At 70.5% G+C, this 14,878-nt stretch carries 9 protein-coding genes and 2 tRNA genes; 6 read left to right on the top strand and 5 right to left on the bottom strand.

Annotated elements, in window-relative coordinates:
- The first annotated feature begins 87 nt into the window (after positions 1–87).
- Together ACPPVX_RS18715 and ACPPVX_RS18710 are read left to right on the top strand one after the other, a co-directional pair.
- Positions 88–960: a metal-dependent hydrolase gene (locus ACPPVX_RS18715; protein WP_426572095.1), complete on the top strand. Its 873-nt coding sequence runs from the start codon at positions 88–90 to the stop codon at positions 958–960.
- 83 nt (positions 961–1,043) lie between these two features.
- Positions 1,044–2,561: a flavin-containing monooxygenase gene (locus ACPPVX_RS18710; protein WP_426572094.1), complete on the top strand. Its 1,518-nt coding sequence runs from the start codon at positions 1,044–1,046 to the stop codon at positions 2,559–2,561.
- 4 nt (positions 2,562–2,565) lie between these two features.
- Here the strand turns inward: ACPPVX_RS18710 and ACPPVX_RS18705 are convergent, their stop codons facing one another.
- The 4 genes from ACPPVX_RS18705 to ACPPVX_RS18690 all read right to left on the bottom strand — a co-directional run bounded on the left by ACPPVX_RS18705 (position 2,566) and on the right by ACPPVX_RS18690 (position 10,047).
- Positions 2,566–4,392 (bottom strand): YncE family protein, encoded by a 1,827-nt coding sequence (locus ACPPVX_RS18705; RefSeq protein ID WP_426572093.1) that lies wholly within the window; start codon positions 4,390–4,392, stop codon positions 2,566–2,568.
- 53 nt (positions 4,393–4,445) lie between these two features.
- Positions 4,446–6,908 (bottom strand): hypothetical protein, encoded by a 2,463-nt coding sequence (locus ACPPVX_RS18700; protein WP_426572092.1) that lies wholly within the window; start codon positions 6,906–6,908, stop codon positions 4,446–4,448.
- Between the two features lie 125 nt (positions 6,909–7,033).
- Positions 7,034–9,298, bottom strand: coding sequence for an arylsulfatase (locus ACPPVX_RS18695; protein WP_426572091.1), 2,265 nt, complete (start codon positions 9,296–9,298; stop codon positions 7,034–7,036).
- A gap of 137 nt (positions 9,299–9,435) precedes the next feature.
- Positions 9,436–10,047 carry a TetR/AcrR family transcriptional regulator gene (locus ACPPVX_RS18690; protein ID WP_426572090.1) on the bottom strand — a complete coding sequence of 204 codons (612 nt, stop codon included), beginning with the start codon at positions 10,045–10,047 and terminating at the stop codon, positions 9,436–9,438.
- Positions 10,048–10,342: 295 nt separating this feature from the next.
- On the opposite strand from ACPPVX_RS18690, the gene ACPPVX_RS18685 reads away from it, so the two are divergent.
- Positions 10,343–11,572, top strand: a complete 1,230-nt coding sequence (locus tag ACPPVX_RS18685) for a D-alanyl-D-alanine carboxypeptidase family protein (RefSeq protein ID WP_426572089.1) — start codon at positions 10,343–10,345, stop codon at positions 11,570–11,572.
- A 170-nt stretch (positions 11,573–11,742) separates the two neighbouring features.
- On the opposite strand, the gene ACPPVX_RS18680 is transcribed toward ACPPVX_RS18685, so the two are convergent.
- On the bottom strand, positions 11,743–12,420 hold the full coding sequence (locus ACPPVX_RS18680) for a hypothetical protein (protein WP_426572088.1): 678 nt from the start codon (positions 12,418–12,420) through the stop codon (positions 11,743–11,745).
- A 390-nt stretch (positions 12,421–12,810) separates the two neighbouring features.
- Between ACPPVX_RS18680 and ACPPVX_RS18675 the strand changes: the two genes are divergently transcribed.
- From ACPPVX_RS18675 to ACPPVX_RS18665, 3 genes are all read left to right on the top strand, one after another.
- Complete coding sequence (locus ACPPVX_RS18675) at positions 12,811–13,398, top strand: AAA family ATPase (protein ID WP_426572087.1); 588 nt, start codon at positions 12,811–12,813, stop codon at positions 13,396–13,398.
- An 848-nt stretch (positions 13,399–14,246) separates the two neighbouring features.
- A tRNA-His gene (locus ACPPVX_RS18670) sits at positions 14,247–14,323 on the top strand.
- A gap of 99 nt (positions 14,324–14,422) precedes the next feature.
- Positions 14,423–14,497 (top strand) — tRNA-Lys (locus ACPPVX_RS18665).
- The last annotated feature ends 381 nt before the right edge of the window (positions 14,498–14,878 follow it).

The following is a 14,878-nucleotide window of genomic DNA, read 5'->3' as shown; positions in this document are numbered from 1 at the left end:
TGGGCACCCCCGTGGGTTCTGGGGGTTTCGGGCGACCGGGTGAATGTGACATCATTTGATGACGACATCCCGTCCCTGGAGCCTCCGATGACCACCCCGCAGACGAGCGCCGCCACCCGCACGGTGCCCACCCGCCGCATCTCGTTCGAGGAGTCGCTGCAGACGGTGCCGAAGCACTTCGCCCGCAACGGCGACCTGGTGTCGAGCCACATCATGGCGTCGCTGTCGGCGGTCTTCCCCGACGGCGAGGACTTCTTCGTCCGTTCCGTCCGCACCTACCGCGACCGGGTCACCGATCCGGACCTCAAGCGGCAGGTCACCGGGTTCATCGGCCAAGAAGCCGTCCACGGGCGCGAGCACCGGGCGTTCAACGACCACCTCGACACGCTCGGGTACCCGGTGAAGGCCTTCGAGCGCTTCACCAAGAAGGGCCTCCAGGTGCGAGAGCGGTTCATGCCCGCCTCGTCCAACCTGGCCGCCACCGCCGCGCTCGAGCACTTCACCGCCACGCTCGCCGAGGTCATCCTCACCCAGCCCGAGGCGCGCGACATGATCGGCAACCAGGCCGTCAAGGACCTGTTCCTCTGGCACGCCCTCGAGGAGTCGGAGCACAAGGCGGTGGCGTTCGACGTCTACAAGGCCGTCGGCGGGAGCGAGCGCATGCGCACCTTCACGATGAACCTGCTCACGTTCGGGTTCATCACCGGCATGGTCGTCCAGGTCATCATCTCGCTCCTCGGCGACCGGACCACCTACCGCCGCGGCAAGCTCTGGCGCAGCCTCGGCCGGGTCAAGCGCTCCCCCTTCGTCAGCAAGGACCTGTGGCACCGCCTGCGCGACTACAACCGCGCCGACTTCCACCCCGACGACCACGACACCACCGAGCTCGTCGAGCGGTGGCGCTCCGACCTGTTCGGCGACCACGGCACCCTGAACGACAAGCTCAGCTCGGCCGCCTGACCGCTGATCCGCGTGACCTCGCCGCCGCTGTGCCCGCCGTCACCGGCCCGTGGCAGCCGGCAGGGCGTCGGTAGCATCGGCCCATGACCGACCTCGCCGAGGCCCCCGCCGGACCCACCGCCGAGGTCGAGCACCTCGACGTGCTGATCGTCGGCGCCGGCCTCTCCGGCATCGGCGCCGGGTACCGCCTCCAGACGATGTGCCCCACCAAGACGTACGCGATCCTCGAGGGGCGCTCGTCGCTCGGCGGCACGTGGGACCTGTTCCGGTACCCGGGCGTCCGCTCCGACTCCGACATGTTCACCCTCGGCTACCCGTTCCGGCCGTGGACCGAGGAGAAGTCGATCGCCGACGGGGCCTCGATCTGGACCTACCTCCGAGACACCGCCACCGAGTACGGGATCGACAAGAAGATCCGCTACGAGCACCGGGTGGTGCGGGCGTCGTGGAGCTCCACCGAGGCACGGTGGACCGTCGACGCCACGATCGGCGAGCAGGCCGAGCCCGCCCGCTACACCTGCAACTTCCTCTACATGTGCAGCGGCTACTACAGCTACGCCGGCGGCTACGAGCCCACGTTCCCCGGCCGCCAGGACTTCGAGGGCGAGGTCGTCCACCCCCAGCACTGGCCCGACGACCTCGACTACGACGGCAAGCAGGTGGTGATCATCGGCAGCGGCGCCACCGCCGTCACGCTGGTTCCGTCGATGGCCGACACCGCCGCCCACGTCACCATGCTGCAGCGCTCCCCCACCTACATCACCTCGCTTCCCGCCAAGGACGCGCTGGCCGGCCTCCTGCGCCGGGTGCTGCCGGCCCACCTCGCCCACCGCATCATCCGGTGGAAGAACGTGTTGGTCACCACCGCCTTCTACCAGTTCTGCCAGCGGCGCCCGAAGGCCGCGAAGCGCATGATCGGCGCCATGGCGGCCAAGCAGCTGCCGGTCGGGTACGACCTCGATCCCAACTTCAACCCGTCGTACGGCCCGTGGGACCAGCGCCTCTGCCTCGTCCCCGACGGCGACCTGTTCGCCGCCATCAAGGATGGCCGCGCCGACATCGTGACCGACCAGATCGAGCGGTTCACCTCCACCGGGATCGACCTCCAGTCGGGCCGCCACCTCGATGCCGACATCATCGTGACCGCCACCGGCCTCAAGCTCGAGGCGTGCGGCGGGATGGAGATCCACGTCGACGGCACCGAGGTGAAGCCGGGCGACACCTACGTCTACAAGGGCTTCATGCTCAGCGACGTGCCCAACCTCGCCATGTGCGTGGGCTACACGAACGCGTCGTGGACCCTGCGGGCCGACATCAGCTCGCAGGACGTGTGCAACGTCATCAACCACCTCGACGAGCACGGCTACCGCTCGGCCACCCCCACCGTGCACGACCTCATCGAGCCCCGGCCGATCCTCGACCTGTCGTCGGGCTACGTGCAGCGCGGCAAGGACGTCATGCCGATGCAGGGCTCGCGGGCGCCGTGGGTGCTCCGCCAGAACTACGTCCTCGACCTGCTGTCGTCGAAGATGGGCGACGTGACCGAGAGCCTCACGTTCGACAGCGCACCCCACGCCGAGTCGGCAGCGGTGGCCGACTGACCGTTCAGCTGGAGGTCACCGTCAGGTCGTCGACGGTCACGGTCTTGGCGCCCACGTTGGCGCCGCCGCGCACCACCGAGAGGTGGAGCTGGCCCGCCGCGGCCACCGCTGCGTCGGTGTCGGTCGAGCGCCATGGCGCCGGCTCGGCCTGACCGTCCAGCCAGGTCTTGAACTGGATGGTCGTGCCCACCACCCGGAGCCGCAGCCACTGCTTCTGGGTCGACACGGCCTGCCCGCCGGCCGCGCTGCGCAGGGTCGTCAGGGTGCCGTCGACCACCTTGCGCACCGTCACCGTCGACGAGTTCGACGCCAGCTCCAGGCCGTAGCCGTTGCGCGGCCGGTAGGCGTTGAGCCAGCCGCCCGACCCGCGGGCGTACACGTTGAAGTAGGCGACGGCGCTGGTGCTGGACCACCGGTACGACAGCAGCACCGAGGTGTCGGCGCGCGCCGCCAGGCCGGTGAGCTGCGCCCGCGCGTACGCGTTGGCCGCGTCGGTGGCGGCGAGGGCGCCGGCGTTGGCCTGGATGGTGGCGGAGCCAGAGGCGGCGCCCACCGCCCAGCGCGGCCACGCCGTGCCGTTCGCGCCGGTGAACGCGTCGGTGTAGAGGGTCGTCCCCGCCGGCGGCGGCTGGGTCGTGGTGGTGGTGGTCGTCGTGGTCGTGGTCGGTGGCGCCGTGGTGGTCGTCGTGGTCGGCGGCGCGGTCGTGGTGGTCGTGGTGCCCGTCGGCGGGACGGCGACACCGGTGCCGCGGAAGATCACGAACCCCTGAGCGGCCACGCCGGAGATGGACGTGAAGTCGCCCGCCACCACGAGGTGCGACGCGTCGCCGGCGATGCTCCGCACGCCCCAGAACTTGTCGAACGTCGGCTCGAACGATGGGTTGCGCACGCCGGTGGAGGTGCGGTTGCCGGTGAGCCGCTGGGTGCTGTCGCCCTCGCAGGCCTCGTGGAACCCGCTGTACACGGTGCCGTCGACGATGTGGATGGCCTGGCCGTCACCGTCGCAGTGCTGGCGCCAGTAGCGGGTGCCGTTCGCGGTGTCGTACCAGGTGCCCGCGTTGCCGACGCCGCCCTGCGAGACGGCCAGGCGCGTCCCGTCGTCGTTGAGGTCGAGGCCGAGCGCCGGGCCCTGGAGCGAGGCCCACGTCGTCGCCCGCAGCCGGCCGGTCCAATCGGTGCGGGCCAGCCATGGGGCGCGCAGGCCGCTGACCATCGTGAACGGACCGCCGATGTACACATCGGTCCCGGTGGGATCGGTGGCCAGCGCGGCCACGGCGTTGTCGAGGACGGGGGCGTAGGCCGTCAGCGCACCGGTCGCCAGTGTCACGGCCGCCACCCGTGACCGCCCCACCGAGCGCACGGAGCTGAACGACCCGCCGACGTAGAGGCTGGTGCCTCCGGCGGCCATGGCGTACACGTTGGAGTTGGCGTCGGCCGACCAGCTGGTCACGACGGCGCCGGTGGTGGCATCGACCGCGGCCAGGCGCGAGCGCGCCACGCCGTTCACCGACGTGAACGAGCCGCCGACGTAGAGCCGGCCGCCCGCATAGGCGAGGCTCCGGACGGCGCCGTTGGCGTTGGCCTGGAACCCGGCGATCAGCGCGCCGGTGCGGACGTCGAACGCAGCCAGGTTCGTGCGGGCGACGATGGTGGCCCCGTTCGGGCTGCGGACGGTGCCGAAGGTGCCGCCCACGTAGGCCGTGGTGCCGACCACGATCGTGGCCAGCCCCTCACCATCGGCCCGCCACGACGAGAGCGGGGTGGTCACGTACGAGGGGGGCACGTCGGATGCCTCGGCCCGCGGTGCGGCGAGGGGCAGCAGCGCTCCCACCAGCGCTGCTGCCCCGACCGCCACCCTCCTGCGAAGGTGCCGCCGGTGCACCCTCACGAGCCGTCGCTCACCACGAGGTCATCGATGGTCACGCCCTTGGCGCCGACGTTGGTCGAGCTCCGCACCAGCGACAGGTACAGCTGACCGGGCGCGGTGATGGCCGCGTCGGTGTCGGTCGACCGCCAAGCTGCTGGTTCGGCCTGGCCGTCGAGCCAGGTCTTGAGCTGGATCGTGGAGCCGACGACCCGCAGGCGCAGCCACTGCTTCTGCGTCGACACCGACTGGGCACCCGTGATGGTGCGCACCGACGAGACGACGCCCGCCGCCACCTTGCGCACCACCACGGTGGACGAGTTCGACTGGAGCTCCAGGCCGTAGCCGTCGCGCGGCCGGTAGGCGTTGGCCCATCCGCCCGAGCCGCGGGCGTACACGTTGAGGTAGCCCGCCGCCGCGGTCGACGACCACTGGTACGAGAACGTCACCGACGAGTCGGCCACCGCCGCCAGGTTCGTCAGCTGGGCGCGGGCGAAGGCGTTGGCGGTGTCGGTGTACGACAGCCGCCCGGCGTTCGACGCGATCGTGGCCGATCCCGATGCCGCGCTGGTGCCCCAGCCGCTCCACGGCGCGGCGTCGGCGCCGGTGAAGGTGTCGGTGTAGAGCACGGCCGGCCCGGCAGGCACCGTGGTCGTCGTCGTGGTCGGCGCGACGGTCGTCGTGGTGGTCGGCGCGGCCGTGGTCGTCGTCGTGGTCGGCGCGTCCGTCGTGGTGGTCGTGGGTGCCGCGGTCGTGGTGGTGGTCGGCGGCTCGGTCGTGGTGGTCGTGGTGGTGGCGTTCGGATCGCCGGTGGAGGTCAGCGAGGCCGAGAAGCTCAGGTCGCTCGAGGTGGGCGCGTCCTGGTGGACCTCCACGGCGATGGTGTTGGTGCCGGCCACGATCGCGCTCGGCGGGATGGCGAACGTGCGGGTCGCGTTCTCGTCCGAGCCCGAGCGGCCCAACGTGGCGCGCGTCGCGTAGGTGACCGCGCCCGCGGGCAGGTTGTCGCGCGCCACCTCCGCACCGTTGACGTAGACGATGGCCCCGTCGTCGGCCACCAGCCCGAGCGTCGCGGTGTCGGGCACGGCCGTGGCATCGAAGGTGGTGCGGAAGTAGGTGGTGGTGTACTTGGCGTTCGCGTTCGGCCCGTACCCGATGACGGTCGCCTCGTCGCCGTCGCCGAACCCGAGCTGCGCCGCACCCACCGGCCAGCCCCCGTCGGCGAAGCCGGGCTGGTTCCACCCGGCGGGGGCCGCCGTGGGCGTCACGAGGTAGTGCCAGTCGGCGGCAGCCGACAGCGCGGCCGGGGGCGGCGGGACGTACCGCTGCGGGAAGATGGCGAAGCCTTGGACCGGCACCCCCGAGACGAGGGTGAAGTCGCCGGCCACCACGAGGTGGTCGGCGTTGCCGTCGATCCCCCAGGCGCCGAAGAAGCGATCGAAGGTGGGCCGGAAGTCCGGGTCGCGGCCGCCGTCGACGGTGAAGTTGGCGGTGACCCGCTGCGTGGTGTCGCTCTCGCACGCCTCGTGGAACCCCGTGAACATCGTCCCGTCGATGACCCGGATCGCCTGGCCGTCGCCGTCGCAGCGCTGGCGCCACAGCCGGGCCCCCGTGTCGACGTTGTACCAGGACCCCTGGTTGCCGGCCCCGCCCTGCGACGCAGCCAAGCGGGTGCCGTCGTCGCTCAGGTCGAGCGCCAGCGCCGGCCCCTGGAGCTGGTCCCAGGTGGTCGGCAGGAGCTGGCCGATCGGGTCGGTCTTGGCCAGCCACGGGCTGGCGAACCCGCTCACGGTCGTGAACGCGCCGCCGATGTAGATCCGGCTGCCGGCGGGGTCGGTGGCGATCGACGACACCGTGTTGTCCATCACCGGTGCGTAGGGCATGACCAGTCCCGACGGGAGCGCCACCGCCGCGATCCGCGATCGGGTGATGCCGTTGACCGTGCTGAACGAGCCGCCCACGTAGAGCTGCGAGCCGCCCACCGCGACCGCGTAGACGTTCGAGTTCGCGTCGGCGGTCCACGTGCGGTCGACGGCGCCGGTCGTCAGGTCGACCGCGGCCAGCCGCCCCTTCGCGACCCCGTTGACGGAGGTGAACGATCCGCCCACGAAGAGCTTCCCGCCGGCGGTGGCGAGGCTGCGCACCACGCCGTTGGTGTTGGCGGTGAACGCCGAGATCAGCGCCCCGGTGTTGACGTCGAAGGCGGCGAGGTTGGCGCGTGCGGCGGTGGTGGAGCCGTTGGGACTGGTGGCGGTGCCGAACGAGCCGCCGACGTAGACCGTCGTGCCCACGACGAGCGCGGTCTGGCCGACGCCATCGACCCGCCACGAGGCGATCGGCACGTTCTGGAAGTGGGCCGGGCCCGTGGGCGCGGCTCCGGCCGCGTCGGCACCGTGGACGGCGACGGGGATGGTGGCCGCCAGCAGCGCCACCACCCCGACCACCCACCTGTGGCGCCGACCCAGGGCCGCCGTTCCCTCCATGTCGCCAGACCCTACTCTCCGTGGCGGGGAAAGCAATACCGGCACGCTGCGTGCTGGTGGGGTCGGGGCCCGACGCGCGACGCCCGACGACGCTCGCCGCCAGGACGTTCGCCGCGACCGCTGACCTACTGGCGGGACATCTCCGCCCGGGCCTGGGCCTCGGCCGCCTTGTCCTCGAGCTCCTGGAAGCTCCGGTACATCTGCACGTCGACCTTCTCGAGCGTGCCCTCGAACGCGAACGGCGCTTGGTACATGGCGCTGACGGCCGAGCCGTGGTCGTACCCGACGCTCGGACCGATGCTCGACATCATGAACGCGACGAACGGGATGTCGACGGCCCCGGCGGGCTCGCCGTCGATGACCAGCTCGGCCCGGCCCCCCGCGGCGGTCCGCCGGAACTCGATGCCCACGACCGACGCACCGGTGGGCACCGGGACCGAGGACGTCACGATGGAGTGGTCGTCGAACGCGTTGTAGTCGAAGACGAGGTGCTCGTCCTTGATGAAGGCGCTGAGCCCGCTGTTCTCGGTGCCCAGGGCATAGATCACGCCGCCGGCGCCTTCGGGCCGGTCGATGGTGGCGAGCAGGTCCCAGCCGAGGCCCGCCAGCCCCGGGCCCACCTGGCCCGGCATGGGCGACATCGGCGGGTAGTAGGTGTAGTGCCGGCTCTTCGGGTGCGGGGAGTGGTCGCGGAAGCGGGCGCCGAACAGCTCGATCGTGCGGTCGTCGATCGGCAGCACGCCGTGCTCGTCGGCCTCGGCCCACCACAGCTCGACGAGCTCGGCCACCTTGTCGGGCTGCTCGGCGGCGAGGTTCTTGCACTCCGAGCGGTCCTCGGCGAGGTGGTACAGCTCCCAGTCGTCGTCTTCGAACGGCACGCCCGGCGTGTGCTTGGTCACGGCCTTCCAGCCGTCCGCGTAGATGCCGCGGTGGCCGCTCATCTCGAAGTACTGGACCGTCTTGGGGTCGGGCACGTCGGCCGAGGCGAACGTGGCGTTCATGGGCGTCCCGGTGACCGGCATCTGCTCGAGGCCGCGGTAGGTCTCGGGCGGCGTGACGCCGATGGCCTCGTAGATGGTGGGGACGATGTCGTTGACGTGGTGGAACTGGTGGCGGATGCCGCCGGCGTCGGCGATGCCCGCCGGCCAGTGCACGATCATCGGGACGTGGACCCCGCCCTCGTGGGTGTTCTGCTTGTACCACTTGAACGGCGTGTTGCCGGCCTGGGCCCAGCCCCACGGGTAGTTGGTGTGGCTGTGGGGGCCACCGATGTCGTCGAGGCGCTCGACGGCTTCGTCGGGCGTCTCGTCCATCAGGTTGAAGTACTTCATCTCGTGGAGCGACCCGAAGCGGCCGCCCTCCTGGCTGGCCCCGTTGTCGGACAGGAACACGATGATCGTGTTGTCGAGGCGGTCGAGCCGCTCGAGGGCGTCGAGGAGGCGGCCCACCTGGGCGTCGGTGTGGTCGAGGAACCCGGCGAACGCCTCCTGGAGGCGGGCGGCGAGCTTCTGCTCGTTGTCCGACAGCTCGTCCCAGGGCTCGACCCCGGCGTTCCGTGGGGCCAGCTCGGTGCCCTCCGGGATGACGCCCAGCTCGATCTGCTTGGCGAACCACTGCTCGCGGGCGACGTCCCAGCCCTGGTCGTACCGGCCGCGGTACTTGTCGAGGTACTCCTGCGGGGCCTGGTGCGGCGCGTGCATGGCCCCGAAGGCCAGGTAGGCGAAGAAGGGGCGATCGGGCCGGATGGACACGGAGTCGTGGATGAACCCGATGGCGTGGTCGACCAGGTCCTCGGTGAGGTGGTACCCCTCGTCGGGCGTCTTCGGCGCGTCGACCATGTGGTTGTCGTAGACGAGCGCCGGGTTGAACTGGTCGGTCTCGCCCTCCATGAACCCGTAGAAGCGGTCGAACCCGCGCTGGCACGGCCACTGGTCGAACGGACCGGCCGCCGACGCGTTCTCCATGCTGCAGAGGTGCCACTTGCCGAGGGCGAACGTGGCGTAGCCCTCGTCGCGCAGGACCTCGGCGACGGTGGCGGCGTTGTTCGAGATGTGGCCGCGCATGTGGGGGTAGCCGCTGCTGAAGTTGGCCAGCGAGCGCATGCCCACCTCGTGGTGGTTGCGCCCGGTGAGGAGCGCGGCGCGCGACGGCGAGCAGAGCGGGGTCACGTGGAAGTTGGAGTACCGGAGCCCGCCGGCGGCGAGCCGGTCGATGTTGGGCGTGTCCATGTCGGACCCGTAGCAACCGAGCTGGGCGAAGCCGGTGTCGTCGAGCAGCATCACGATCACGTTGGGCGCGCCGTCGGCCGGGTGCGGCGGCGTGGGCCACCAGGGGGTCGATTCGGCCTGCGTCCGCTCGATCGTGCCTTCGAAGCCTTCGTAGTCCTTCATGGAACCCCCTGGCCGCGCCGGGCCGGAATCTTCTGTCCAAATGGTTGCCACAACCTTAGGGGATCGCCTCGGCGATCGCACGTGCAGGCCGGGCCCGCCGCCGCCGGCGCTCGGCCCGGCCGCCCCCCGTCGGCTCGTCAGGCGCTGACGCCGAGCAGCGCCCGCACCGCCCGCACCAGGATCTCCTGCACCGCGGGCTCCGGCAGGGCCCGGTAGCGCCGGAGGTGCTCGAGGGCCTCGAGCTCGAGCAGCACGTCTAGCGAGGCCGCCACCTGGGCCCGCTCGGCCTTGGGCCGCGCCGCCAGCTCGGGGGCGAACATGTCCTCGACCTGGCGCTGGAGCACCTTGCGGGTCTCTTCGAGCCGTTCGCGGATGATGCGGTTGCTCTGGGCTCGGGCCACGCTGGCGCGGGCCATCGGCGCCGCCGCCTCGTACAGCCGGAGTCGGGCGGTGACGATGGCTTCGATGCGCTCCTCGACCGGGCCCTCGCCGGGGTGGTCGAGCTCGAACAGGGGCGCCATGCGCACGAGGTGGCGGGCGATGGCCGCCCGGACCAGCGCATCCATGTCCTCGAAGTACCGGTACACCGACCGCAACGACACGCCCGACCGGTCGGCCACCTCGGCCGGGCCTGGTGTGAGGGAGTCCTCGGCGAAGAGCTCCAGCACCGCATCGAGCACCGCGTCGCGGTTCCGATCACGTCGAGCGGTGCGGCCATCGGCCGACTCCTCCAGCTCGGGATCGGTCACGGGAGCACTCCTCGGGGGCGGGGATTGCGTGGAAGGGACTGCGGACACGCTAGCTGTCGGCACGGGCACGTCATCCGGGGCCCCGGCGGACGCCACGCGTGATGCCACCGCAACGGAGGGTGCCACGAACCGGGTGAGACGCGGAACTACCGTGGACGGTGCCCGCGTTTGCGGGGAGTGTTTCATCTGTTACGGTTTGATGACGGACCCGGGTGCGAGGCATCCCAGAACCCCTTGGTGAGGAGAACTACTCGTGCGTCGACGTTCGCTGGCGGTGGCAATCGCGGCTGTTGCGATGACGATCGGGCTCGTGGCCCCGGAGGTCGCCTCCTCGGCGCCGAAGGACGATCCACGCGCCGAGCGCGAGCAGGTCCGGGCCGAGCAGGCCAAGGTGGCCTCTGAGCTCGACACCACCAAGGCCACCCAGGCCCAGGTCGACCAGGCCCTCCAGGTCATCAACGAGAACCTGCAGACCCAGGAGGCGGCGCTCAACCGCACCGAGGCGCAGGTCGCCCAGGCCGAGCAAGACGTCGCCGACGCCGAGGCCGCCATCACCAAGCTCAAGGGCGAGATCAAGACCCTCCGCGCCGAGATCCGCCGCCGCGCCGTGCGGGCCTACGTGAGCCCGGTGGGCGACGACGTGCTCTCCGTGCTCGACACCAACGACTTCGTCACCGCCTCGAGCCGCAAGTTCTACATCGAGCTCCGCTCACAGGACGACGCCGACGTGGCCGACCGCCTCAACGGCGCCCTGAGCGAGATCGACTACCAGCGCCAGAAGGCCGAGACCGCCCGCAAGGTCGCCGTCAAGAAGCGCGCCGAGCAGGCCAAGCGCACCGACGCCGTCCGCACCGCCAAGGCGCAGAAGCAGAAGATCGCCAACAAGCTCCAGGCCACCGTCAACTCCCAGATCGCCCGCAGCATCGAGCTCGGCAAGACCGACCGGGCGCTGTCGAAGAAGATCGCCGAGCAGCAGGCCGCCCTGGTGGCCCGCCTCGCCGCCGAAGCCGCCGCGGCGCAGGCCGCCCAGGCCGCGCAGGCCGCCCGCCAGACCGCCGCCACCACCAACCAGGGCCCCAGCGGCAGCGAGACCGGTCCCCTGCCCCCCATCTCCACCGGCGGCGGTTCCGGCACCGGCACCGGCGGCATCTCGCTGTGCACCGTGGGCGGCATCACCGTCAACTGCGCCATCCAGTCGCAGCTCGGCGCCATGCTCAACGCCGCCCGGGCCGATGGCGTCGGACTCAGCGGCGGCGGCTACCGGGACCCGTCCTCCCAGATCCGCCTGCGCCAGGCTCACTGCGGCAGCAGCTACTACGCCATCTACGAGATGTCAGCCTCGTCGTGCCATCCGCCCACCGCTCGCCCTGGCACCAGCCAGCACGAGATCGGCCTGGCCATCGACTTCGACAACTGCTCGTACCGCAGCAGCGCCTGCTACCAGTGGCTCGCCGGCCACGCCTCCAGCTTCGGCTTCTACAACCTCCCCAGCGAGGCCTGGCACTGGAGTACAACCGGCTCCTAGGGCCGGCCTCCCCGGCCGGGCGAAGCGAAGATCGCGGTCGGCCACACACCGGAAGCAGGTGCCCTCAAACGGTCTGGGGCACGACGAAGCCGCTGGAAGGACTCATCAACGAGTACCTCGAATGCGCCATGACCAGCCACGACTGAGCTTCCGGTCCCGCAGGGCCCTGGTCACCAGAAGTACGAGTGGCGGGTGTCGGCCTTCTGAAACTCGGGGAGCCGCCAGGGGCAGAGGATGTGGGTGATCTCCCCACGCTCCTTGATGTGGCCCGGGTTCGTCTGGGAGTAGTCACGGATGTTCTCGGCGAAGGCGGCAGGCGGCAGGCTGCACATCTCGCGGGTCGCCTTCACGAACCTGTCGATGACTTCGGGATCACCGCTGTAGGTGCCGTTGGAGCTCTGCTGGTAGAGCTGTCGGTAGTGCTCGATGAGCGCGGCCTCGTTGAACACGTGGCACGGCCCGTTGGCGCTTGGGAAGATCTCGTGGTTCGCCGGGCTGAGGTCCCAATCGGCCACTGGTTCTTCGAGGTCGTGGTCAGCCACCAGCTGGGCCTCGGTGGGCGTCGGCCGTCGAGCGCGACGCCAAGCATCGACCGCCGTCGCAAGGACCTTGGCGTCGGTCGTCGGTTTGCTGAGATAGCCGCCGGCGACCAACTCCGCTTGTGTTGGGTTTGCCTCGGTGGCGGTGAGCCGGTGATGGGCGATGGCGGCATCGAGGGTGGATCGCTGCTGTTCGCAGGACGTTGTCGTGGTCTTCGTGTGTTCCGTCTGCTTGTCCTCGTCGTTGTTGGTTCGGCGCTTCCACCCAGATGCTCCGATTGCGCCGACTCCCGCCACGAGCAGGATCACGAAGACCCACCGCATCGCTGTCCTGCGGCGCCGTCGTCGGGCGGAGCGCTTCCTCGTTTGCTCGCGGCCGGGCGTTGTCAGCCCTCCGACGGTCACCTGGCTCGGGACAGACGACGTCGGCGGCTTTCCACCAGGGCCCCGGCCTGCTGTCTCCCCCATATCCGGCGCAGCCTATGAGACGCGCATGCCGCCGTCGTTCGATCCTGTGACGAACTGCATCCCCGAACGCCGGGCCCGTGACGGGGCAGATCGACACCTCGAGGGCATGATGCGCCGTCAATCACGCGACCCCGGCGATGGCCGCAGGCGTGTCCGACCGCATCTGGTCTCAGGGGATCTACGCGACGGTCGCTCCCTGGGCACGAGACGAGATCGTGGCAGCATGCGCCGATGACGCACCGGGTGCTGGTGATCGGTGGTCCCGGTACGGGGAAGACGACGTTGGCTCGGCGCCTCGCCGATGACCTCGAAGTGCAGACGGTCGACCTCGACCGACGAGCCGCCTACGAGCCCCCGGACGGGCCCGAGTCCGACGCGCCGTTCCGGGACTGGGTGCGGGTGTCATGGGACTCGAGATGCGCGACCGCCGAGGCCCTCGCGGCAGAGGACGGGTGGGTCGCCGAGGGCGTGTACGCAGGGTGGACCCAACCGTTCCTCGATGCCGCCGACACCGTCGTGTGGCTCGACCTTCCCGGCCGGCTCGCGGGCGTGGGTGTGGCCAGGCGCCAGGCCCACCTCCTCCGGGCTGGGAGCCCTGACCGCTATGACCTCCGAGGTTTCATCCGACTCTCGGGCCGAGCGATCCGCGGGTACCGCCGGGGACCGATCGCAAGCGTCGACGACCTCCGGGCACGAGACGGCGCCAACAGCACCGCAACCACCCGGGCCTTCCTCGCTGCGCACGGCGACAAGGTGATTCGCTGCCGATCCCGAAAGGACGTCGACCACGCTCGGCGCCAGGTTGGATCCGCCCGATGAACCGACGACCGCGTCCGCACCGACCACTGATCTGATCTCATGGGGAGTGTCCCGAACGCCCGATGTGAGCCCTGGGGCAGGCCGCGTTCGCGGTGTCGCACCACGAGCTCCCGCGCTCCGTCAGGGCCGACGCACTCCTGAAACCCGCGCTCAATGCTGCAATGCCGGCACCCGATCCGACCCGACGGATGCTTCCACCCCCGACCCGATCGGGGCGCAGTAGCGGGAATGGGATCCGGTATGGAGCCACACACTGTGCCGAGCGAACCAGAACACGGATTCGCCGCAGCATTGACACATCGAGGTCGTCATCTTGACCTCCACATCCATCTGTCCGGCGGGCCACGGACCCTCCGTGGCAGGAGATGACCGGACACCACCAGCCTACGGGCGGCCACTGGGATCCCGGCCCGATCTTGGGCCCGTTCGGCTTGTCCGATGGGGCACCTGCCTTGGGCAGTCAGACCCAGAGGCCTGCGACGGCACCTTCGGAGGTGCGGAGACCATCACCGTGCGATGCAGCGGCGGTCCCATCGACGAGATCAGCTGGGCGAACTGCACGCGAACCGCAAGCCCCTCCCCAGAGGACGCGGCCACCTCGACCTCGACCACCGCCACCGAACCGACGTCGCCCAGCGCGTCAACGACGGACAGACCGAGCGGCTGACCGTCGACCGCTCCTGGCCCGTCCGCTCCCCGCGCCTGAACTGGCAGCCCACCCGGCGATCACCCAGCCCACGGGCACTCGACGGCGTCCGGACCGGGCTCGGCGAGGCGCTCTCGGCACCGGTGCGAGCCGATTCACGATTCAGACCGCCGGGCGCGTCGCGCTAGGGTGACACCCCTTGCTGGTCGTAGCTCAGCTGGTCAGAGCGCCGCGTTGTGGTCGCGGATGTCGGGGGTTCGAATCCCCTCGATCAGCCCAGTCAGATGGCCGGTCGTCTCTCGCAGACGGCCGGCCGTCGTCGTTTTCGGCACCCATCCGGTTGGCATCCGATCGGGGGTCGTCGGCTAGTGTCGCTCCGCGCCTCTAGCTCAACGGCAGAGCAATGGACTCTTAATCCACAGGTTGGGGGTTCGAATCCCCCGGGGCGCACCACCAGGCGGAAACGATGCGGCCCGGTCCTCGCGACCGGGCCTCGTCGCGCTTGAGCGGACCAACGGCGGAGTATGAAGTCTTCATCCACAGGTTGGGGGTTCGAATCCCCCGGGGCGCACCACCAGGCGGAAACGATGCGGCCCGGTCCTCGCGACCGGGCCTCGTCGCGCTTGAGCGGACCAACGGCGGAGTATGAAGTCTTCATCCACAGGTTGGGGGTTCGAATCCCCCGGGGCGCACCACCAGGCGGAAACGATGCGGCCCGGTCCTCGCGACCGGGCCTCGTCGCGCTTGAGCGGACCAACGGCGGAGTATGAAGTCTTCATCCACAGGTTGGGGGTTCGAATCCCCCGGGGCGCACCACCAGGCGGAAACGATGCG

It is taken from the genome of Aquihabitans sp. McL0605 (assembly GCF_049993875.1).
In the GTDB taxonomy this organism is placed as follows: domain Bacteria; phylum Actinomycetota; class Acidimicrobiia; order Acidimicrobiales; family Iamiaceae; genus Aquihabitans.
This window is presented reverse-complemented; position numbering and strand designations above follow the sequence as displayed.

Coding starts and splice junctions, on each gene's coding strand:
- ACPPVX_RS18715 (WP_426572095.1), top strand. CDS start 88: ATGACCACCCCGCAGACGAGCGCCGCCACCCGCACGGTGCCCACCCGC.
- ACPPVX_RS18710 (WP_426572094.1), top strand. CDS start 1,044: ATGACCGACCTCGCCGAGGCCCCCGCCGGACCCACCGCCGAGGTCGAG.
- ACPPVX_RS18700 (WP_426572092.1), bottom strand. CDS start 6,908: ATGGAGGGAACGGCGGCCCTGGGTCGGCGCCACAGGTGGGTGGTCGGG.
- ACPPVX_RS18695 (WP_426572091.1), bottom strand. CDS start 9,298: ATGAAGGACTACGAAGGCTTCGAAGGCACGATCGAGCGGACGCAGGCC.
- ACPPVX_RS18685 (WP_426572089.1), top strand. CDS start 10,343: ATGACGATCGGGCTCGTGGCCCCGGAGGTCGCCTCCTCGGCGCCGAAG.
- ACPPVX_RS18675 (WP_426572087.1), top strand. CDS start 12,811: ATGACGCACCGGGTGCTGGTGATCGGTGGTCCCGGTACGGGGAAGACG.